We start from the raw sequence: 19904 nt of genomic DNA, 5'->3' as shown, positions 1-19904 counted from the left end.
GCCCCGCGCGGATGATCATGTCAGGCTTTGCCAATCTTTGCCGCCTTGCCCTTGTCGAACCACCACAGCGCCTCGACCGGAAAGCCGAAATCGGGTTTCTGCTCTGGAAAGCCGAACATGTCCCAATAGGCGCTTCGGTGATTCGCCAGATACCAACTTGGAATCCAATCGCGCCGCGCGCGCAAGGCCCGGTCCAACGCGCGCATGGCGGTGGCCAGGCTTTCACGGTCTTTGGCAGCGCCGACGGCATCGATCAGCGCATCGACGGCCGGGCTTGCAATGCCCGACAGGTTGCGCGAGCCCGACACTGCGGCGCTGCGCGAGTGGAAGAAGATCTCCAGATCGTCGCGGGTTGGCGTGGCGCTGAAATTGAAGGCGGCCGACAGCAGGTCGAAATCGAATGTCGATTGCCTGAGCTGGTACTGCGCCGAATCCACCAGGCGGATCGAGGCATCGATGCCGATGGCCTTCATGTTGGCGACCCAGGGCGAATAGACCTGCACGAAGGTCTCGTCGTCGACCAGAAATTCAGCCGCCAGCCGGCCGCCCTTGTCATTGAGCACGAAATCGCCGGAGCGTTTCCAGCCAGCCTCTGCGAGCAATTTCAGCGCAGCGCCCAGTTGCTTGCGGTCTCGTCCGGACCCGTCCGATGGCGGTTGCGTCACCGCTTCACCGAAGATCTCCGGCGGTAGCTGGTCGCGCAGCGGTTCCAGCAGCGCCAGCTCCTGCGGCGACGGCATGCCCGTAGCCCGGAAGTCGGATTTCTCGAAGCAGGACTGCGAGCGTTCATAGGAGCCATAGAAGAAGTTGCGCCGCGTCCATTCGAAATCGAAGCAGAGCGCGATCGCCTGCCGCACGCGTGGGTCCTTGAATTGCTCGCGCCGCTGGTTGACTGCGGTGGCCTGCATGGAAGGTGTGGTTTCGGCCGGGAACTCATGCTTGATCACCTTGCCGGCGGTAAAGGCCGGAAAGGCGTAAGCCGTCGCCCAGACTCGTGACGTGAACTCCTCGCGGTAGAGGATCTCGCCCTTCTTGAAGGCTTCGAAGCCGGCCGTGCGATCCTGGTAGAATTCGATGCGGATACGTCCGAAATTGTTCTGGCCGCGGTTGACCGGCAGGTCGTTACCCCAATAGTCGGCCACGCGCTCATATTCGATCCAGGCGCCTGCCGACCAGCGCCCGACCTTGTAGGCACTTGAGCCGAGCGGCGGGTTGAGCTGGGAGGAGTCGAAGGGATTGGCGGTGAAGAAGGCCTTCGAAAGGATCGGGAATCCGACCACGTTCAGGATGGTGCGGGCCGACTGCTTGCCGGAGAATTTAAGCTCGACCGTATGGGTGTCTTTCGCCACGGCATCTTCCAGATGCGTCAGCGACAGCGCATAATCCGGATGCCCTTTGTCCTTCAGCAGCTTGTAGGTGAAGGCGACGTCGTCGGCGGTGAGCGGCGTGCCGTCATGGAAGCGTGCCTGCGGGCGCAGCGAGAAGGTGAAGACGTTGCGGTCGTCCGAGATCGTGACACCCTCGGCGATCAGCCCATAGACCGCGTCCGGCTCGTCGAGCGCCCTCGCCATCAGCGTATCGAAGCACATTTCCATGCGCTGCGGGGAATCGCCCTTAGGGACGAACGAATTCAGCGTGTTGAAGGTCTGCGGGCTCTGGTTTTGTCCCCAGTTGGGCGGCGAGAAGTTGAAGGTGCCGCCTTGCGGCGCATCGACATTGACATAGTCGAAATGCGTGAAGTCGGGCTTGTATTTCAAATCGCCGAAGGCCGACAGGCCGTGCAGCTTGACGCCGGTCGGCGTGTCGGCAAACGCCCGGCCTGGCAGCAGTGCTGCGGCAGTGGCTGCGGCGCCGAGCGCCAGGAAATCGCGGCGAGGAAGCAAAGTCCGCCGCTCCATCAATTGAGCCCCTTGTACTTGGCTGCCAGCGCCTTTTCCTTCGCGGGGTCGATCCACCAGGAATCGATGTCGGCACCGCGGTAGGTGGGCTGCTTCTCAGGCATGCCGAACTTGTTCCAGTAGGCAAGCCAAACCACCGCGCGGTAATATTGTGGCACGGTATAGTAGTTCCACAACAGGACGCGATCGAGCGCATGGGTCGTGGCGATGAGATCGTCGCGGTCGGTGGCGAAGATGATGCGGTCGACGAGCGCATCGACGACCGGGCTCTTGATGCCGGCATAGTTGCGCGATCCTGGCGTGTCCGCCGCCTTCGAACTCCAGAAGTCTCGCTGCTCGTTCCCAGGCGATTCCGACTGCCCAAGCTGGCCGATGATGACGTCGTAGTCGAAATTGTTGCGCCTGTTGATGTACTGCGTCGGATCGATGATGCGCAGCGTCGCATCGACACCGATCTTGCGCAGATTAGCGATCCAAGGGCTGGAAATCACCTGGTCCGTGTCGGCCGCGCCGAGGACTTCGAATTTGAATGGCTCGCCGGTCTTGGCGTTCACCATCTTGCCGCCTTTGATCACCCAGCCTGCCTGGGCGAAGAGATCGACCGCCTGCTTCAGGTATTTCCGTTCCGCTTGCGGGGAATCATAGACCGGCAGCTTGAATTCCTGTGTGAAGAGTTCCGGCGGAAGCTTGTCGCGATACTTCTCCAGGATTTCGAGTTCCTTGCCTTGCGGCAGCCCGCTCGACGCAAGTTCCGTGCCCTGGAAATAGCTCTGGGTACGCGTGTTCGAGTTGTAGAACAGCGTGCGGTTCATCGTCTCGAAATCGAATGGATATGTCAGTGCTGCCCGCACAAGACGATCCTGGAATAGTCGGCGCCGCTGGTTGAGCATGAAAGCCTGCATCGGCTCGGGCGAGGTGGTCTTGAACTCCTTCTTGATCACGTCGCCAGCCTTGATCGCCGGGAAATTGTAGAATGTCGCCCAACGCCTCGAGCTGTTCTCCGGTTTGAGATCCTGAAATCCGCCCTTGGTGAAGGCCTGCCATGCGGCATTGTCGTCCAGGATGTAGGTGAAGCGCTGGATGTCGAAATTCTCGCGGCCGATCTTCACCGGCAGCTTGGCGCCCCAATAATCCGGAACGCGTTGCCAAACGATCTCCGAGCCCGGCTTGAAGCTGGCGATCTTATAGGCGGCGGAGCCGAGCGGCGGTTCCAGCGTCGACTTGGTTATGTCGCGCTTCTTGCCGCTGGGTCGGTGCCCTCCCACCAGTGCTTCGGCAAGACGACGAGGTCGCCGAGGATCTTGGGCAGTTCCCGATTGCCCTTCTGGTTGAAATGGAACTCGACCTCCCGGTCCGAAATGGCGACGGCCTCGGTCACGTTCTCGAAATAGCGGCTATACATCGGGCTGTTGGCCTTCAGCACCTGGAACGACCAGATCACGTCGTCGGCGGTGATCGGCTGTCCGTCATGCCATTTGGCTTGAGCATTGAGCCGATAGGTCGCAGACGAATAATCCGACGGATATTTGTAGGCCTCGGCAATCAGAGGATGGCTGACGCTACCCTCATCCGTCGCCTGGTCCATCAGCGTGTCATAGAGCAGGCCGCCGCCGAACTCTGCGAAGCCGGCGGCCGGCGATCCCTGCACAATGTAAGGGTTGAAGCTGTCGAAGGTGCCCACAACAACGGAGTTGTAAGTACCGCCCTTCGGCGCATCCGGATTGACGTAGTCGTAGAGCTGGAAGCTCTCGCCGTATTTGGAAGGTCCGATCAGCGAGGACGTCGTGTGCCATTCATCGGCGAAGCTGGCCTGCAGGCTGGCGGCGAAGGCGAGGGCCAGCGCCGATGCGAAAAGCGTGCGGAATCGGCCAACCTTCATGCGTTCTCCTCGTCGCTAGTTCCAACCACCCGCAATCTAGATCATTTGACGGCGGTGGAAACCGCAAGGGACGGCCTTTGTCGCTGTCCATGCAGCATTCCTAACAGAAAAGCCGGGACGAACCCGGCTTTTCTGAGGATATCACCATTACAAATTGTTTATTGAGCGGGGGCCGCGGGCTTGGCTGGAGCGGTTCCCTCGGCCGGCTTGGCGGCGCCATCCGCCGGCTTTGCCGAGGCGTCGGCGGCGGCGTCCGGCTGCGGCAGCGGCTTCGGATTGTCCGACAGCGTGCGCAGATAGGCGATCACATTGGCGCGGTCTTCTTCCTTCGGCAGGCCGGCGAAGCCCATCGCCGTGCCCTTCACGAACTTCTTCGGCGAGGTGATGAAGTGATTGAGGTTGTCGTACGTCCAGTGCTCCTGGCCGCCCTTGGAAAAATCCTTCATGCCAGACGAATAGGCAAAGCCTTCATGCTCGGCGACGGGGCGGTCGACGATGTCCCAGAGATCCGGACCGACCTTGTTCGGGCCGCCCTTTTCGCCGGAATGGCAGGCCTGGCACTTTTTGAAGATGGCGGCGCCCGCGTCGGCGCTGGCGCCGGCAAGCAGGTCGGCGATCGGCTTTTCAGCCGCGGCCGGCGCGGCCGCGCCGCCTTCGGTCGGCTCCTGCGCCTCGATGGCAAAGCCGGGCTTTTCGGGGGCGGGCGAGGCGAACAGGCCGTCCGAGACGAGGCCTATCGAAAAGACGATGAAGCAGGTTCCCAGAAATCCGCCGAGCAGCTTGTTGACTTCGTTGGAATCCATACGCCCCTTGCTCCCTTTTCCGGCGGACCGTCCCGTCCACTCCGTCCGTCGGTATCGCGAACTGCCCTGAAAGGCCAGTCAAATCGGGCGGAAACTAGGTCTTTTGCTCTGGCGTTGCAACACCTATAAGGGCGCTTCCAGTGAGACCTTTTGCCACTTTTCCATCCCCGTTTTTCGACCGCTCCAAAATCCGATGTCAACCTTGATCCTGATCCCCGCCCGCATGGCCTCGACGCGTCTGCCGGGCAAGCCGCTGGCCGACATTGCGGGCGCGCCGATGATCGTCCAAGTCGCCCGCCGCGCAGCCGAGGCCGGGCTTGGCCGCGTCGTGGTGGCGACCGACACCCAGGCGGTCGCGGAGGCCGTACGATCCCACGGCTTCGAGGCGGTCATGACCCGCATGGATCACGAATCGGGTTCCGACCGCATCTTCGAGGCGCTGACCGCCCTCGACCCTGAAAAGCAGGTGGAAACGATCGTCAATGTCCAGGGCGACCTGCCGACCATCGATCCCGAGATCATCGGCGCGTCGCTGCGGCCGTTTGAGGACAGATCGGTCGACATCGCTACGCTTGGCGTCGAGATCGTGCGCGACGAGGAGAAGACCAACCCTAATGTCGTCAAGATCGTCGGCTCGCCGCGATCCGCGACACGGCTGAAAGCGCTTTATTTCACCCGCGCCACCGCGCCCTGGGGCGAGGGGCCGCTCTACCATCATATCGGCCTATACGCCTATCGCCGTGCCGCGCTCGAACGCTTCGTGGCGCTGAAGCCGTCGCCGCTGGAGCGGCGCGAGCGGCTGGAGCAATTGCGCGCGCTGGAAGCCGGCATGCGCATCGACGCCGAGATCGTCAAATCGCTGCCGCTTGGCGTCGACACGCCGCACGACTTGGAACGCGCCAGGCAGATCCTTTCAAGCTGAGACCATCCGCATGACCGCAAAGACCAACAGAATCTCCTTCCAGGGCGAACCCGGCGCGAACTCCGACACGGCCTGCCGCAACATGTTCCCGTCGATGGAACCGTTGCCCTGCCCGACCTTCGAGGACGCTTTCAACGCGGTCGAGACCGGCAAGGCCGAGCTCGCCATGATCCCGATCGAGAATACGATCGCCGGCCGCGTCGCCGACATCCATCACCTGTTGCCGGAATCGAAGCTGCACATCGTCGGCGAGTATTTCCTGCCGATCCATTTCCAGCTGATGGTGCTGCCCGGGGTGAAGCGCGAAGAGATCAAGACCGTGCACAGCCACATCCATGCGCTGGGACAGTGCCGCAAATATATCCGCAAGAACGGCTGGAAGCCGGTGATTGCCGGTGACACGGCGGGTTCGGCGAAGATGGTGTCGGAGGTCAAGGATCGCACCATGGCCTCGCTGGCGCCGGCTTTGGCCGCCGAGCTCTATGGGCTCGACATCATCGAGAAGAATGTCGAGGACACCGATTCCAACGTCACCCGCTTCGTCGTGCTGACCAAGAACAAGCAATGGGTGGAACGGCCCACGCCGGACGCCAAGATGATGACGACCTTCATCTTCCGCGTCCGCAACGTGCCTGCCGCGCTTTACAAGGCCATGGGCGGCTTCGCCACCAACGGCATCAACATGACCAAGCTCGAGAGCTACCAGTTAGGGCCTTCACCGCGACGCTGTTCTACGCCGACATCGAAGGCCATCCGGACGATCCGCTGGTCAAGCTGGCGCTGGACGAGCTACGCTTCTTCTCGCGCGAAATGCGCATCCTCGGCGTCTACCCGGCAAGCGCCTCGCGCGAGCAGTGGAAGGTGGCGGATTGACCGGTTAAAGCATGTCTCCCGAAAGTGGGAACCGGTTTCGGGATAAAGACATGCGTAAAATCAAAAAACCTAAAGCGCGTGGAGCGAATCTGAAAGATCGCGACGCGCTTTAGTGGCCGTCAACCGGCGGTTCGGAACTCACGACCTTCGAGATTGGCGGGAGCCCTCGCGAAGTCGTCATCCACGGGCGGAGCGACGCGAAGCGGAGCGAAGACCCGAGGATCCATGCCGTTACCCCAGTCGAGAGGCGCAGCGGAGCAGAATTCTGGATCGCCGCAACGCGTCGAAGTCACGGCATGGATCCTCGGGTCTACGCGCGTCGCTTCGCTCCTTGCTTCGCCCGTGGATGACGAAGCACGAAGGCCTTCGCTGACCTCCGGCGTTTGCGTTCAACCCGATATCACCCCCAGCCTAGCGGCACGTAGTCGATCTCCAAGAACTTCTCCACCTCCGGCACCCAGCGATCGCGCACGAAGGCGACGTGGTCGGGGTGCTCGTTATAGCGCGTGTAGGCCGCCTGGTCGGCGAACTCCATCGAGAAGCCGAACTGATAGTCGTTCTTCGGGCTCACCTGCCGCAATTGCTCGAAATGCGTCACACCCTTGATCCCGGTCAGGATCTTCTTCGCGTCGTGCAGGAAGCGCTTCGTTTCCAGCGAATGCGGCTCGTGCTTCAAGGTGAACACCACGGTATGACGGATCATTCTTGCGCTCCTATTCGCTGTCGACCCAGGCGCGGATGAGGTGATGGGCGATCGCCCCTTTCGGCGGTGTGATCAGGCCGTCGGCATGCGTCCTGTCCAGCATCGTGCGCACCTCGTCTCGGAAGAACCAGCGGCAGTCCTCCAACTCGTTGAGGTCGGCCTGGATATCCTCGTTGAGCGGCTCGCCGAAACAGCCGATCATCAGCGAATAGGGGAACGGCCAGGGCTGGCTGGCGTGGTAGACGACGCGGCCGAGCCGGATGCCGGCCTCTTCCAGCGTCTCGCGCCGCACCGCCGCCTCGATCGTCTCGCCCGGCTCGATGAAGCCGGCAAGCGCCGAATACATGCCTGGCGCGAAATGCCGGCCGCGCCCCAGCAGGCATTTCTCGCGCGTTGCCGTCAGCATGATCGCCACCGGGTCGGTGCGCGGGAAATGGTCGGTTCCGCAGGCCGGACAGTGGCGCCTGTAACCGCCGGCGCGCATCTCCGAGCGGTTCCCGCATTTCGAGCAGAAGGCGTGGCTGGCGTGCCAGGCGAGCAGCGCCGCCCCTTGCGCCAGCGCGCCGGCCGCCGCCTCGTCGATCAGCCCTTGCATATAGACGGAACGATAGTCGATCGCCTTGACCGTCTCGGGGAGATTTTCCGGTTCGATGCCCGCCGGCACGGCCAGCACCGGGCCTTCCTCGGAGAAGCCGAGCAGCACGCCACGGTCGAGCGAGACATCGAAGGTCTCGCTCTCGGCCACGTTGAACCAGGGGTCGAATTTGCCGTCATCGAGTTTGAGGTAAAGCCGGCCGGCATGCATAAGCATCAGCCGCGTGGTCTGGTCGGCCAGCGCCTTTTCGACCGCGTCGTCGGCGCGGTTCTCGGACTGCCGGTCGATCCGGTTGCCGGCGAAACCGACAAACTGGCTCGGCTCGCGCAAGGGCGCGTCAAACAGGCGGAAGCTCATGGGGACTCGGGATATGCTGGTGGACACTGGTCAGCTTATAGCGCCGCCTTGATCGTTTCGGCAAACCGCCTGATATCGGAGCGCTGATAGGGTTCGCGTATGCCGTGCCCCCAGACCGGACCCGGCCAGCCGGGGTCGCCCTCGGAGCGGGCGACGACATGGACATGCAGCTGGCGCACGATGTTGCCCAGAGCGCCGGTGTTTATCTTGGTGCAACCGGTCACCCGCTTCAGCGCCTGCGCCACCATATTGGTCTCGAAGGTCAGCATCGCCTGGTCGAGCGGCGTCATCTCGTGCAACTCCTCGATGCCCGGACGCTGCGGCACCAGCACCAGCCACGGCCAGCGGCGATCATTCATCAATCGGAGTTCGCAAAGGCCAAGCCACATAAGCTGCTCGCTGTCCGCCTCCAGACGGGCGTCCAGCGTGAAACCGGCCTTGAGGCCAGGCAGCATGGGCGTTTCCTTTGTTTCTTGTATCATTCTTCAAACCAACGAACGCTAGAGCGGCGGCAAGGTGGCTGCAAGCGATTCATTGACCGCTCTTGGCGATTTGAAGGACTTTCCGGTCTCCATATGGCCGCAGGCTCCGGCTCTGCCCTTGCATTTCGCCGCTGAATTGCCGATATGGAGCGCGGGAGGTTGGTGGTGGACGATCCACTCGCCAACCGGGTCAGGTCCGGAAGGAAGCAGCCCTAACGAGCCCGGAACGGGTCATTGTTCCAGCCTCCCACCTCTTCGCCTTTCTCCCGCGACATTGACGGCGCCAAGCCGTGCGGGCGAGACTATGCGCAGGAATCGGCCGCCTTCCGTCGCGGTCCTGGGAGCTTTTGACGGCGAATGAGCGAAGCCGGAAACTTGGGGACGGAAAGCCTGGAGACCGGCAAGGCCGGCGCCTATCGCGTCCTGGCGCGTAAATATCGTCCCTCGAATTTCTCCGAGCTGATCGGCCAGGAGCCGATGGTCCGCACGCTGACCAATGCCTTTGCCACCGGCCGCATCGCCCAGGCCTGGATGCTGACGGGCGTGCGCGGCGTCGGCAAGACGACGACAGCGCGCATCCTCGCGCGGGCCCTCAACTACAAGACCGCGGCCGTCGACCAGCCCTCCGTCGACCTTTCGATCCCCGGCGAGCATTGCCAGGCGATCATGGAAGGCCGCCATGTCGACGTCATCGAGATGGACGCCGCCTCGCACACCGGCATCGACGACATCAGGGACATCATCGACCGGGTGCGCTATGCGCCGGTCTCGGCCCGCTACAAGGTCTACATCATCGACGAAGTGCACATGCTCTCCACCCAGGCCTTCAACGGCCTGCTGAAGACGCTGGAAGAGCCGCCGCCGCACGTCAAATTCATCTTCGCCACCACCGAGATCCGCAAGGTGCCGATCACGGTGCTGTCGCGCTGCCAGCGCTTCGACCTGAGGCGCATAGATGCTGGCGCGCTGGTCGGGCATCTGTCCTCGATCGCCGCCAAGGAAGGCATTTCCGTCGACGACGAGGCGCTCGCGATGATCGCGCGGGCCGCCGAGGGCTCGGCGCGCGATTCGCTCTCCATCCTTGACCAGGCGATCGCCCATGGCAGCGGCACCGTCAGCGCCGATGCGGTGCGCGCCATGCTCGGCCTCGCCGACCGCGCCCGCATCATCGACCTGTTCGAATATGTCATGAAAGGCGAGGTGGCGGCGGCGCTTGCCGAGTTCCGTGCGCAATACGACACCGGCGCCGATCCGGCCGCCGTGCTCACCGATCTTGCCGAGTTCAACCACCTCGTCACCCGCCTGCGCTTCGTGCCGGCCGCGGCCGACGACGCGTCGCTTTCCGAGGACGAGCGCCGACGCGGCGCCGAATTCGCAGGCACATTGTCAGTGCGCGTGCTGTCGCGGACCTGGCAGATGCTGCTCAAGGGCATTCCCGAGGTGCAGTCCTCCAACCGGCCGGTCAGCGCCGGCGAGATGGTGCTGATCAGGCTGGCGCATGCCGCCGACCTGCCGACGCTGGACGAGGCGCTGAAATCGCTGGAAGGCGCAGGCCCGTTGCCGAACGGCGCGCCGCGCGCCAATGGCGCACCGGCCAATCCGGGCAATGGCGGCGGCGCCAGTGCCGTGGCGCAGGCGCGGATGCCCAGTTCAAATGGGGGCGCTCAGACGATGCGGCTGGTCGATGCGCAGCCTGTGCCGGAGGCCTACGTTCCGCAACCGGCGCCGGTCGCCGAAACGCCTGTCGTTCCGGTCAAGTCGCTGGCCGACATCGTCGCGCTCGCCGACGCCAATCGCGACATCGCCTTCAAGGTGCTGCTGAAACGCTGCGTTCGGCCGGTGCGCATCGAGCCCGGCCGTCTCGACGTCACCCTGACCGACGACGCGCCGAAGATGCTGCTCAACGACTTGACGTCCAAGCTGCGCGCCTGGACCGGCCGCAACTGGCTGGTGTCGCTGTCGAAGGAAGAGGGCGGCCAGACACTGGCCGAGATGGAGACGACCAAGCGCGAGAACGCCTTCTCCGACGCCAAGGCGGATCCGACTGTCGCGGCCATCCTCGCTCGCTTCCCGGGCGCCAAGATCATCGACGTGCGCATTCCGGATGTGCCGGACGTGGAAGAGGCCGAAGCCGAAGTTCCGGTCGAGCCCGCGTCCGACGACGACGAAATCTGAAACAATCTTAGAGGACCATCCGATGAAAGATCTTCTCGGCCTGATGGGCAAGGCGAAGGAAATGCAGGCCAAGTTCCAGGCCATGCAGGACGAGATCGCCACGCTTGAAGCCACCGGCCAGGCCGGCGGCGGCCTCGTCAGCATCACGCTCACCGGCAAGTTCGAGATGAAGGCGTTGAAGATCGATCCGTCGCTGATCAAGGCGGACGAAGCCGAGATCCTCGAGGACCTCATCCTGGCCGCCCACAATGACGCCAAAAGTAAGGTCGAGCAGGTCATGCAGGAGAAGACCAAGGCGTTGACGGCGGGCCTGCCGATTCCGCCCGGAATGAAATTGCCGTTCTGAGGCGGCCTCCGCCAGTTAATTGATTATGAACGGAAATCGAGCCCGGACGGCAATATTAACCATTTTGCCGGCAATGCTCACGGGCTCATTTCGCGGCTTTCATAAAGTTTTACCCAAGTCCAGAAGTCGCTAACCATCTAGCCATCTTTTTGCCTGAAAGAGTCTCATTCTTGCCACATCTCGGGGCGGGCTGGCATCTTGGACATGAGGCTTTTTTGGTGATCGCGACGCGATGGAAGACGCCGCTGCTGCTTATCGGCATCGTCACTTCCCCCTTGCTCCTGGCCGGCTGCAGCCAGACCACTTCCTCCCATGGCATGTCGGTGTCGGGACTGACCGACGCGCTGACGCCGAGCTTCCTCACGCGTTCCTCCAGCCACTCGCTGAAGGACAAGGAATGCCTGCAAAGGGCGATGTTCTTCGAGTCCAACCGGTCGAGCCGCGACGGCATGATCGCCGTCGGCACGGTCGTGATGAACCGTTTGCGTTCGGGCCAGCATGGCAACACCATCTGCGAGGTCGTCGGCGAGAAAGGCCAGTTCGCGCCGGGCGTTCTGACGCGGCCGATGAATTCCAGGGCGCTGCCCGATGTCGAGGAAGCCGCGGACGCGGTGCTGAGAGGCGAGCGCAAGGCCAAGCTCAAGAACACGATGTATTTCCACACCGCCGGCCTGCGTTTCCCCTATAACAACATGCATTACACGATGGTGGCCGGCGGCAACGCCTTCTATGAGAAGCGCGGCCGCAACTGGCAGCCGCTTCCGGACGAGCCGATGGTCGCCATGGCCTCCGGCAAGCAGCAGAAAATCGACCCAACCGCGCCCGTGCTGGTGGCTTCCGCCGAGCCGGTGGTCAAGACGATCGTGCGGCAAGATCCGGCCAAGCAGGCCGCGATGAACGCTGCCGAACCGACGCTTCCGGCCAAGGCGGCAATCGTTCCGGCCGAACAGACCTATGTGACGGCCGCTGCTGCGCCGTCGCAGAAATCCGGCCGCCTCGCGCAGAAGCCGACGGTCGTGGCTATGCAGGAGCCGATGGCCGAGCCGGACGCCTCGCGTTTTGGCGGCACGCTCAAGGGCCGCTACATCACCTCGGTGCCCAAAGCGACGCAGGAAGCGTCGATGGGCTTCCAGTCGACGCCTGAGAACACCGACGCGATCGGCGCGATGATCGTCAGCCAGGACCGGCCGCTCGAAACCAACTGAACCCGATTGCATCCGACGCAGGGCCCGTCATGGCAGCATGGCGGGCCCTGTGTCGTTGCGGCTGTTCCAAACCGCTCGGAAAAATCCTAGATCAGGGCGATGTCGAAGAGAATCGCCGGTCCGGAAATCGAACGCCTGATCCAGCTCCTGGCCAAGGTGCCGGGGCTTGGGCCGCGCTCGGCCAGGCGCGCCGCGCTCCATCTCATCAAGAAGAAGGAGCAGCTGCTCGAGCCTTTGGCCGCCGCCATGGGCGAGGCGGTCGACAAGGTGCGCATCTGCTCGACCTGCGGCAATGTCGACACCTCCGACCCGTGCATGATCTGCACCGATCCACGCCGCGACGCCGGCACGCTGATCGTCGTCGAGGATGTCTCCGACCTCTGGGCGCTGGAGCGCGCGGCCGCCATGAACGTGCGCTACCACGTGCTCGGCGGCACGCTGTCGCCGCTCGACGGCATCGGTCCCGACCAGCTCAACATCCGCTCCCTGGTTGACCGCATCGCCGGCGGCGAGGTGAAGGAAGTCATCCTCGCCGTCAACGCCACCGTCGAGGGGCAGACGACCGCGCACTACTTGACCGATCAGCTGTCCGGCTTCGATGTGAAGGTGACGCGGCTGGCGCATGGCGTGCCGGTCGGCGGCGAGCTGGATTATCTCGACGAAGGCACGCTGGCCGCGGCGCTGAGGTCAAGGACGGCGTTTTGAGGGGACTGCGGAGGGGGCGGGGAATGACTGGAATAAATCCTTCGAAGTTGGCGCCAGGCCCCCCTCTCTGTCCTGCCGGACATCTCCCCCTCAAGGGGGGAGATTGGCTGTCGGTTCGGCCTTCGCCAATCACGAGCGTGGGGAAGAGGACGCGGCCGATGAAGCTGCCAATCTCCCCCTTGAGGGGGAGATGTCCGGCAGGACAGAGAGGGGGGCGACAGAACGAGGCTTTTCCAAATACAGCCTCGCATTTCTTCTGCTGGCAATATTCAGCCTCATTCTCACCACTCCCACCCACGCCGCCTCCATCGACGACCAGTTCCAGGCCTGGCTTCAAACCGATCTCTGGCCCGAAGCCAAATCCAAAGGCATCTCGAAAAAGACCTTCGACGAGGCCTTCCTCGGCGTGAAGCCGAACCTCAAGCTGCCAGATCTCGTCCTGCCCGGCGAAAAGCCCACGACACCTGAGAAGCAGCATCAGGCCGAGTTCGGCCCGCCAGCCAACTATTTTGCTGAAAAGATCATCCGCGCCGTCACCACGGGCGGGCGGACACGCGAGAGCGCCAATTCGAGAGTGCTCGGGCTGATCGACAAGCGCTATGGCGTGCCGGGCGAGATCGTTCTGGCGATCTGGGGCCGCGAGACCGGCTTCGGCGCGGCCAAGATGCCCTACGATGCCTTCGAGGTGCTGGGCACCAAGGCCTTCATGTCGACCAAGAAAGACTTCTTCCGCACCGAGGTGCTGGCGGCGCTCGACATCGTCGAGCGCGGGCTGGCGCCGGTCAATGCGATGAAGTCGTCCTGGGCCGGCGCGCTCGGCCAGCCGCAATTCATGCCGACCTCTTTCCTCAAGCACGCCGTCGACTTCGACGGCGATGGCCGGCCCGACATCTGGAATTCGACGCCCGACGTGCTCGCCTCGATCGCCAACTACCTCGTCCACTATGGCTGGGTGAGGGGGCGCGGCTGGGGCGTCGAGGTGACCGTGCCGGCAAACGTTTCCTGTGCGCTCGAAGGACCCGACCAGGGCAAGAAGATTTCCGACTGGGTGGCGATGGGCATCAGGCGCGCCGACAACAAGGCGTTTCAGGCAAGCGAATTGAAGGCCGAGGGCCTTCTGCTGATGCCGGCCGGGCGCAGCGGACCTGCCTTCATCGTCACGCCGAACTTCTATGTCATCAAGCAATACAACAACAGCGATCTCTATGGCCTGTTCATCGGCCATGCCGCCGACCGCATCGCCAAGGGCGACGCCGGCTTTGCCGGCAGTTGGGGGCCGGTCGGCGATCTGCACCGCTCCGACATCGCCGCCTTGCAGCGTGCCCTGGAAGCCAAGGGCTACGACGTCGGCAGCGCCGACGGCCTGCCCGGCTTCAAGACGCGCCGCTCGATCGGCATCTGGCAGGCCAAGAACGGCAAGCCCGCCACCTGTTTCCCCGATGCAGGCTTGGTCGCGCAGTTGAAATAGCGGCGACTTCCAGGGCTCGAACACAGGCAGATTTTTCTCGATCGGCGGCTGCAATTAGCCGGCGCATGGGTCGACGGATCGCCGCCCATTTGGTCCGATATGCCGCCTGGCAGAAATCCATGCGGCCGAGCGGACGGCAACGAATAGGGAGTTGACCAACTGGACAAAAAACACGACGGTAAGCGGTCCAAGCCGCTGCCGGCTTCGAGAAGAATAATCAAGCCCTGAGCCGGGAACTCAGGTCAACAAAACAGGGAACGATCACCATGATGCTGGAAAAGTTTGCCGTCCGTAGCTTGCTTGCGGGTGTGGCGATGACCGCGCTGCTCGCGACGCCTGCCTTCGCCGTCACGCCCGCCGACACGCTGGTCGAGGGCTTCGCCATCGACGACATCATCTCGATGGATCCGGGCGAGGCGTTCGAGCTGTCGACCGCCGAGGTCACCGGCAACACCTATGACCTGCTGGTCCGCCTCGATCTCAGCGACACCTCCAAGGTCAAGCCCGACCTCGCCGAGAGCTGGACGGTGTCCGACGACGGCCTGACCTACACCTTCAAGCTCAAGCCAGGCATGAAGTTCGCGTCCGGCAATCCGATCACCGCCGCCGATGTCGCCTATTCCTTCGAACGCGCCATCAAGCTCGACAAGAGCCCGGCCTTCATCATCAACCAGTTCGGCATCAGCGGCGACAATGTCACCGAGAAGGCCAAGGCGGTCGACGACACCACCTTCCAGTTCGTCGTCGACAAGGCTTACGCGCCGAGCTTCGTGCTCAACTGCCTGTCCGCCACCGTCGCCTCCGTCGTCGACTCGAAGCTGGTCAAGGAGCACGTCGCCGCCGTCACGCCGAGCGCCGACTACAAATGGGACAACGACTTCGGCAATGCCTGGCTGAAGACCGGCTATGCCGGTTCAGGCCAATACAAGCTGCGCGAATGGCGCGCCAACGAAGCCGTCGTTCTGGAGCGCAACGACAATTACAATGGCGAGAAGGCCAAGCTCGCCCGCGTCATCTACCGCAACATGAAGGAAAGCTCGGCGCAGCGCCTGGCGCTGGAGGCTGGCGATATCGACGTCGCCCGCAACCTCGAGCCGAACGACCTCGACGCCATCGCCAAGAACGCCGACCTCACCACCACAAGCGCGCCGAAGGGCACGGTCTATTACATCAGCCTCAACCAGAAGAATCCGAACCTCGCCAAGCCGGAAGTTCGCCAGGCGTTCAAATATCTGGTCGACTATGACGCGCTGAGCACCACCATCCTCAAGGGCATCGGCGAGATCCACCAGTCCTTCCTGCCCAAGGGCGACCTTGGCGCGATCGACGACAACCCGTTCAAGCTCGACGTCGCCAAGGCCAAGGAATTGCTCGCCAAGGCCGGCCTGGCGGATGGTTTCAAGGTGACGATGGACGTTCGCACCGGCCAGCCGACCACCGGGATGGCGGAATCGATCCAGCAGACGCTCGGCCAGGCCGGCATCCAGTTGGAGATCATCCCAGGCGATGGTAAGCAGACGCTTACCAAATATCGTGCCCGCAACCACGACATCTATATCGGCAACTGGGGCCAGGACTATTTCGACCCCAATTCGAACGCCCAGACCTTCGCCTCGAACCCGGACAATTCCGACGCCGCCAAGATCAAGACATTGGCTTGGCGCAATGCCTGGGACATTCCGGATCTGACCAAGCAGACCGAGGCGGCGCTTCTGGAAAAGGATTCAGCCAAGCGCGCCGACATGTACAAGGATCTGCAGAAGAAGATCCTCGACACCAGCCCCTTCGTCATCATCCACCAGCAGCTGGAAGTGGCGGGGCTGCGCAAGAACCTCAAGGGTTTCGCGCTCGGCCCGAGCTTCGACACCAACTTCGTCGGTCCGGTCTCGAAGGAATAGCGTCTTCGGACGCGCCTCGTGAGCATAGCTGAAAACCAGGCGGCGGCAGGGCGCGGGAGCGCCCGCGCCGTCGCCATTCTATCGTCGCTCGGCCGCTTCCTGGTCGTCGCGGTGACGACCTATCTCGGCCTGCTCGCGGTGACCTTCTTCATCGGCCGCGTCATTCCGATCGATCCGGTGCTGGCCGTGCTCGGCGACCGGGCGCCGACCGCTGTCGTCGAGCGCACGCGCCGCGAGATGGGGCTCGACCTGCCCTGGATCGAGCAGTTCTACCTCTATGTCAAAGCAGCGCTGAGGGGCGACTTCGGCACCTCGGTGCTGACCACCAATCCGGTGATGGCCGACATCCGCCGCGTTTTCCCGGCGACCATCGAGCTGGCGACGTTGGGCACGATCATCGGCGCCGTCATCGGCGTGCCGCTCGGGGTGCTGGCCGCCGTCAAGCGCGGCAGCCTGATCGACCAGATTGCCCGCGTCGTCGGCCTCATCGGCTATTCCGTGCCGATCTTCTGGCTGGGACTGCTCGGGCTGGTGCTGTTCTACGCCAAGCTGCAATGGATCGCTTTCCCGGCGCGGCTCGACGTCGTCTACGAATACACGTTCACGCCGATCACCGGCTTCTACCTGCTCGATGCCGCGATCCAGGGGCAGTGGGACGTCTTCCACGACGCCTGGCGTCATATCGTCCTGCCGGCCGCGCTGCTCGGCTATCTGTCGCTCGCCTATATCAGCCGCATGACCCGCTCCTTCATGCTGAACGAGCTGGCGCAGGAATATGTCGTCGCGGCGCGTGCCAAGGGCCTGTCCGAGACGCGCGTCATCTGGGGCCATGCGCTGCGCAATGCCGCCGTGCCGATGGTGACGGTGATCGCGCTTTCCTACGCCAACCTGCTCGAAGGCTCGGTGCTGACCGAGACCGTCTTCTCCTGGCCGGGCATCGGCCTTTACATCACAAATTCGCTGCAGAATGCCGACATGAACGCCGTGCTCGGCGGCACCATCGCCATCGGCTCGGTCTTCATCGCCATCAACCTCCTGTCCGATCTGCTTTACCGGCTGCTCGATCCAAGGACGAAGATCGGATGAGCGCTGAAGCCATCCAATCCAGGCGCGAATGGCTGCTCAGCGACCGGCCGGCATCGCGCCTGCAGGCAAGGCTCGGCCGCGCCTATGTGTCCTGGCGGCGTTTTTCCGCCAACCGGCTGGCGCTGGTCGGCATGCTCATCATCATCGCGCTGCTGGTGGTCGCGGCCTTCGCCGATGTGCTGGCGCCCTATTCGCCGACCGTCGGCGATCTGAAGAACGCCCGCCTGCTGGCACCGAGCGCCGCGCATTGGTTCGGCACCGACGACCTTGGCCGCGACATCTATTCGCGCATCGTCTACGGCGCGCGCTGGACGCTTTATGTGGTCATCCTCGTCGCCATCATCGCCGCGCCCATCGGGCTGCTGGTCGGCACTGTCGCCGGTTACGCCGGCGGCTGGACCGACACGATCCTGATGCGCGTCACCGACATCTTCCTTGCCTTTCCGAAGCTGGTGCTGGCGCTGGCTTTCGTGGCCGCGCTCGGCCCAGGCATCGAGAACGCGGTGCTGGCGATCGCCATCACCTCTTGGCCGCCCTATGCGCGCATCGCCCGCGCCGAAACGCTGACGGTGCGCAACTCCGATTACATCAAGGCGGTGCAACTGATGGGCGCCTCGCCTGTCCGCATCGTGCTGCGCCACATCATGCCGCTCTGCATCTCCTCGCTGATCATCCGGGTGACGCTGGATATGGCCGGCATCATCCTGACCGCCGCCGGCCTCGGCTTCCTCGGTCTCGGCGCACAGCCGCCGCTGCCCGAATGGGGCGCGATGATCGCGTCCGGCCGCCGCTTCATCCTCGACCAGTGGTGGGTGGCCGCGGCGCCCGGCGCGGCCATCCTCATAGTCAGCCTCGGCTTCAACCTACTCGGCGACGGCCTGCGCGACGCGCTCGATCCCCGGAGTGGCGATCAATGAGTGGCGACACGCTCCTCGAAGTCGACGACCTGCAAGTCACCTTCCCGACCCGCACGGGCCTTGTGCAGGCCGTGCGCGGCGTTTCCTTCTCGCTCGGCCGCGAGCGGCTGGGCATTGTTGGCGAGAGCGGCTCCGGCAAATCGCAGACCGGCCGCGCCATCATGGGCCTCACCCCGCCGCAGGCCGAGGTGTCGGCCAAGAAGCTCGCCTTCGACGGCATCGACCTGCTCTCGATCTCGCCTCGCCAGCGCCGGTCGCTGCGGGGAAACCGCATCGCGATGATCCTGCAAGACCCGAAATACTCGCTCGACCCGGTCATGACCATCGGCCGCCAGATCATCGAAACGCTGCGCACCCACGAAAAAGTCTCCAAGGCCGAGGCGCGCGAACGGGCTCTGGCCATGCTGCAGGCGGTGCAGATCCGCGATCCGGCTCGCGTCTTCGACCTTTATCCGCACGAGGTCTCGGGCGGCATGGGCCAGCGCGCCATGATCGCCATGATGCTTGTCACCGGACCGGAGCTGATGATCGCTGACGAGCCGACCTCGGCGCTCGACGTCACCGTGCAGCTAGACGTGCTCAAGATCCTCGACAAGCTCGTCGCGGAGCGCGGCATGGGGCTGATCTTCATCTCGCACGACCTGCGCCTGGTCTCGTCCTTCTGCGACCGCGTCGTCGTCATGTATGCCGGCAAGGTGGTCGAGCAGATCAAGGCGTCCGAACTGCGCGATGCCCAGCACCCCTACACGCGCGGCCTGCTCAACTGCATGCCGAGGATCGGCTTCGAGCGCCATCCGCTGCCGGTGCTCGACCGCAAGCCGGAGTGGGCGGCATGACGGCCGCAATCGCCATCCAGGGGCTGGAAGTGGTCTTCGACCGTTTTCGCGCGCTGAAGGGCGTAAGCTTGGAGGTGCGCGAAGGCGAATCCTACGGCCTGGTCGGCGAAAGCGGCTCCGGCAAGTCGACGCTGCTGAAGGCGATCACCGGCCTTGCGCCTGTCGCTTCCGGCACCGTCACCGTCAACGGCAAGCCGCTCGGCAAGACGCGCGACAAGGCCTTCTACCGCGAAGTGCAGATGGTCTTCCAGGACCCGTACGGTTCGCTGCATCCGCGCCAGACAGTCGATCGCCTGCTGCAGGAGCCTCTCGCGATCCATGGCATTTCCGACGGCGAGAAGCGTATCGAGCGCGCGCTGGACGAGGTCGGCCTCGGCAAGGGCTTCCGCTTCCGCTATGCGCACCAGCTCTCCGGCGGCCAACGCCAGCGTGTCGCCATCGCGCGTGCGCTGATCCTCGAACCTTCGATCCTTCTGCTCGACGAGCCGACCTCGGCGCTCGATGCCTCGGTGCAGGCCGAAGTGCTGAACCTTCTCGAAGAGGTGCGGCGGCGCCGCAAGCTCACCTTCCTGATGGTCAGCCACGACCTCGCAATCATCACCCATATGTGCGAGCGGCTGATGGTGATGCAGAACGGCGAGGCGGTGGAAACGCTTACCGCGAGCCAGCTGATCGGCCATCGCGTCAGCGAGGATTATACGCGCAATCTGCTCAGGGCGAGCGAGGGGTTCGTGCGGACGGCTTGAGATCGTCGGC

Annotated in this window: 16 protein-coding genes, 1 other RNA gene and 2 pseudogenes; 13 read left to right on the top strand and 6 right to left on the bottom strand. The window is 63.6% G+C overall.

All coding sequences use genetic code 11. The annotated features are described in order from the left end of the window. Positions 1-20 precede the first annotated feature (20 nt). The 3 genes and pseudogenes from EJ069_RS20730 to EJ069_RS20720 form a co-directional block, all read right to left on the bottom strand. A complete protein-coding gene (locus tag EJ069_RS20730; protein ID WP_126062886.1) occupies positions 21-1898 on the bottom strand; it encodes an extracellular solute-binding protein in 1878 nt (625 codons plus the stop codon). Next, a pseudogene (locus EJ069_RS20725) lies at positions 1898-3777 on the bottom strand (extracellular solute-binding protein). The gene EJ069_RS20730 and the pseudogene EJ069_RS20725 overlap by 1 nt, the downstream one beginning before the upstream one ends. 158 nt (positions 3778-3935) lie before the next feature. Then, positions 3936-4580 (bottom strand): cytochrome c family protein, encoded by a 645-nt coding sequence (locus EJ069_RS20720; protein ID WP_126062885.1) that lies wholly within the window; start codon positions 4578-4580, stop codon positions 3936-3938. Positions 4581-4773: 193 nt separating this feature from the next. On the opposite strand from EJ069_RS20720, the gene EJ069_RS20715 reads away from it, so the two are divergent. Next, on the top strand, positions 4774-5502 hold the full coding sequence (locus tag EJ069_RS20715; protein WP_126062884.1) for a 3-deoxy-manno-octulosonate cytidylyltransferase: 729 nt from the start codon (positions 4774-4776) through the stop codon (positions 5500-5502). A 10-nt stretch (positions 5503-5512) separates the two neighbouring features. Next, a pseudogene (locus tag EJ069_RS20710) lies at positions 5513-6375 on the top strand (prephenate dehydratase). A gap of 400 nt (positions 6376-6775) precedes the next feature. Here EJ069_RS20710 and EJ069_RS20705 read toward each other — a convergent pair. The 3 genes from EJ069_RS20705 to EJ069_RS20695 are packed head-to-tail and all read right to left on the bottom strand — an operon-like array spanning position 6776 to position 8485. Further along, positions 6776-7078, bottom strand: a complete 303-nt coding sequence (locus tag EJ069_RS20705) for a Dabb family protein (RefSeq protein ID WP_042639949.1) — start codon at positions 7076-7078, stop codon at positions 6776-6778. A gap of 10 nt (positions 7079-7088) precedes the next feature. Further along, complete coding sequence (nudC, locus tag EJ069_RS20700; protein WP_126062883.1) at positions 7089-8030, bottom strand: NAD(+) diphosphatase; 942 nt, start codon at positions 8028-8030, stop codon at positions 7089-7091. 35 nt (positions 8031-8065) lie between these two features. Continuing rightward, the gene (locus tag EJ069_RS20695) at positions 8066-8485 is read right to left on the bottom strand and encodes an HIT family protein (protein ID WP_112127995.1); all 420 of its coding nucleotides are present in this window, start codon (positions 8483-8485) and stop codon (positions 8066-8068) included. Between the two features lie 181 nt (positions 8486-8666). On the opposite strand from EJ069_RS20695, the gene ffs reads away from it, so the two are divergent. The 11 genes from ffs (at position 8667) to EJ069_RS20640 (ending at position 19894) form a co-directional block, all read left to right on the top strand. Then, an RNA gene (gene ffs, locus EJ069_RS20690) (signal recognition particle sRNA small type) lies at positions 8667-8763 on the top strand. Positions 8764-8869: 106 nt separating this feature from the next. Further along, positions 8870-10687: a DNA polymerase III subunit gamma/tau gene (locus EJ069_RS20685; RefSeq protein ID WP_126062882.1), complete on the top strand. Its 1818-nt coding sequence runs from the start codon at positions 8870-8872 to the stop codon at positions 10685-10687. 22 nt (positions 10688-10709) lie between these two features. Then, on the top strand, positions 10710-11033 hold the full coding sequence (locus tag EJ069_RS20680; RefSeq protein ID WP_112127993.1) for a YbaB/EbfC family nucleoid-associated protein: 324 nt from the start codon (positions 10710-10712) through the stop codon (positions 11031-11033). 218 nt (positions 11034-11251) lie between these two features. After that, positions 11252-12238, top strand: a complete 987-nt coding sequence (locus EJ069_RS20675) for a cell wall hydrolase (RefSeq protein WP_126062881.1) — start codon at positions 11252-11254, stop codon at positions 12236-12238. A gap of 99 nt (positions 12239-12337) precedes the next feature. After that, the gene (gene recR, locus EJ069_RS20670; RefSeq protein ID WP_042639939.1) at positions 12338-12943 is read left to right on the top strand and encodes a recombination mediator RecR; all 606 of its coding nucleotides are present in this window, start codon (positions 12338-12340) and stop codon (positions 12941-12943) included. Between the two features lie 190 nt (positions 12944-13133). Further along, positions 13134-14411, top strand: a complete 1278-nt coding sequence (locus tag EJ069_RS20665) for a lytic murein transglycosylase (RefSeq protein WP_126062880.1) — start codon at positions 13134-13136, stop codon at positions 14409-14411. 266 nt (positions 14412-14677) lie between these two features. Beyond that, positions 14678-16309, top strand: coding sequence for an ABC transporter substrate-binding protein (locus EJ069_RS20660; RefSeq protein ID WP_042639929.1), 1632 nt, complete (start codon positions 14678-14680; stop codon positions 16307-16309). An 18-nt stretch (positions 16310-16327) separates the two neighbouring features. Continuing rightward, the gene (locus EJ069_RS20655) at positions 16328-17395 is read left to right on the top strand and encodes an ABC transporter permease (RefSeq protein ID WP_126062879.1); all 1068 of its coding nucleotides are present in this window, start codon (positions 16328-16330) and stop codon (positions 17393-17395) included. Continuing rightward, positions 17392-18312, top strand: coding sequence for a nickel transporter permease (gene nikC, locus EJ069_RS20650; RefSeq protein WP_126062878.1), 921 nt, complete (start codon positions 17392-17394; stop codon positions 18310-18312). Before EJ069_RS20655 ends, nikC begins: the two co-directional genes overlap by 4 nt. Beyond that, positions 18309-19148, top strand: a complete 840-nt coding sequence (locus tag EJ069_RS20645; RefSeq protein ID WP_126062877.1) for an ABC transporter ATP-binding protein — start codon at positions 18309-18311, stop codon at positions 19146-19148. Before nikC ends, EJ069_RS20645 begins: the two co-directional genes overlap by 4 nt. Continuing rightward, a complete protein-coding gene (locus tag EJ069_RS20640) occupies positions 19145-19894 on the top strand; it encodes an ABC transporter ATP-binding protein (RefSeq protein ID WP_126062876.1) in 750 nt (249 codons plus the stop codon). Before EJ069_RS20645 ends, EJ069_RS20640 begins: the two co-directional genes overlap by 4 nt. Positions 19895-19904 lie beyond the last annotated feature (10 nt).

The organism is Mesorhizobium sp. M2A.F.Ca.ET.043.05.1.1, assembly GCF_003952445.1.
GTDB lineage: Bacteria > Pseudomonadota > Alphaproteobacteria > Rhizobiales > Rhizobiaceae > Mesorhizobium.
The sequence above is the reverse complement of the archived record's forward strand: the minus strand, read 5'-3'. Positions and strand labels throughout refer to the sequence as shown.

What these genes read in the sequence shown, in the direction of transcription:
- EJ069_RS20685 (WP_126062882.1), top strand. Translation starts at nt 8,870, where the DNA reads ATGAGCGAAGCCGGAAACTTGGGGACGGAAAGCCTGGAGACCGGCAAG.
- EJ069_RS20640 (WP_126062876.1), top strand. Translation starts at nt 19,145, where the DNA reads ATGACGGCCGCAATCGCCATCCAGGGGCTGGAAGTGGTCTTCGACCGT.
- EJ069_RS20705 (WP_042639949.1), bottom strand. Translation starts at nt 7,078, where the DNA reads ATGATCCGTCATACCGTGGTGTTCACCTTGAAGCACGAGCCGCATTCG.
- EJ069_RS20715 (WP_126062884.1), top strand. Translation starts at nt 4,774, where the DNA reads ATGTCAACCTTGATCCTGATCCCCGCCCGCATGGCCTCGACGCGTCTG.
- EJ069_RS20720 (WP_126062885.1), bottom strand. Translation starts at nt 4,580, where the DNA reads ATGGATTCCAACGAAGTCAACAAGCTGCTCGGCGGATTTCTGGGAACC.
- nudC (WP_126062883.1), bottom strand. Translation starts at nt 8,030, where the DNA reads ATGAGCTTCCGCCTGTTTGACGCGCCCTTGCGCGAGCCGAGCCAGTTT.
- EJ069_RS20660 (WP_042639929.1), top strand. Translation starts at nt 14,678, where the DNA reads ATGATGCTGGAAAAGTTTGCCGTCCGTAGCTTGCTTGCGGGTGTGGCG.
- nikC (WP_126062878.1), top strand. Translation starts at nt 17,392, where the DNA reads ATGAGCGCTGAAGCCATCCAATCCAGGCGCGAATGGCTGCTCAGCGAC.
- EJ069_RS20695 (WP_112127995.1), bottom strand. Translation starts at nt 8,485, where the DNA reads ATGCTGCCTGGCCTCAAGGCCGGTTTCACGCTGGACGCCCGTCTGGAG.
- EJ069_RS20680 (WP_112127993.1), top strand. Translation starts at nt 10,710, where the DNA reads ATGAAAGATCTTCTCGGCCTGATGGGCAAGGCGAAGGAAATGCAGGCC.
- recR (WP_042639939.1), top strand. Translation starts at nt 12,338, where the DNA reads ATGTCGAAGAGAATCGCCGGTCCGGAAATCGAACGCCTGATCCAGCTC.
- EJ069_RS20665 (WP_126062880.1), top strand. Translation starts at nt 13,134, where the DNA reads ATGTCCGGCAGGACAGAGAGGGGGGCGACAGAACGAGGCTTTTCCAAA.
- EJ069_RS20730 (WP_126062886.1), bottom strand. Translation starts at nt 1,898, where the DNA reads ATGGAGCGGCGGACTTTGCTTCCTCGCCGCGATTTCCTGGCGCTCGGC.
- EJ069_RS20645 (WP_126062877.1), top strand. Translation starts at nt 18,309, where the DNA reads ATGAGTGGCGACACGCTCCTCGAAGTCGACGACCTGCAAGTCACCTTC.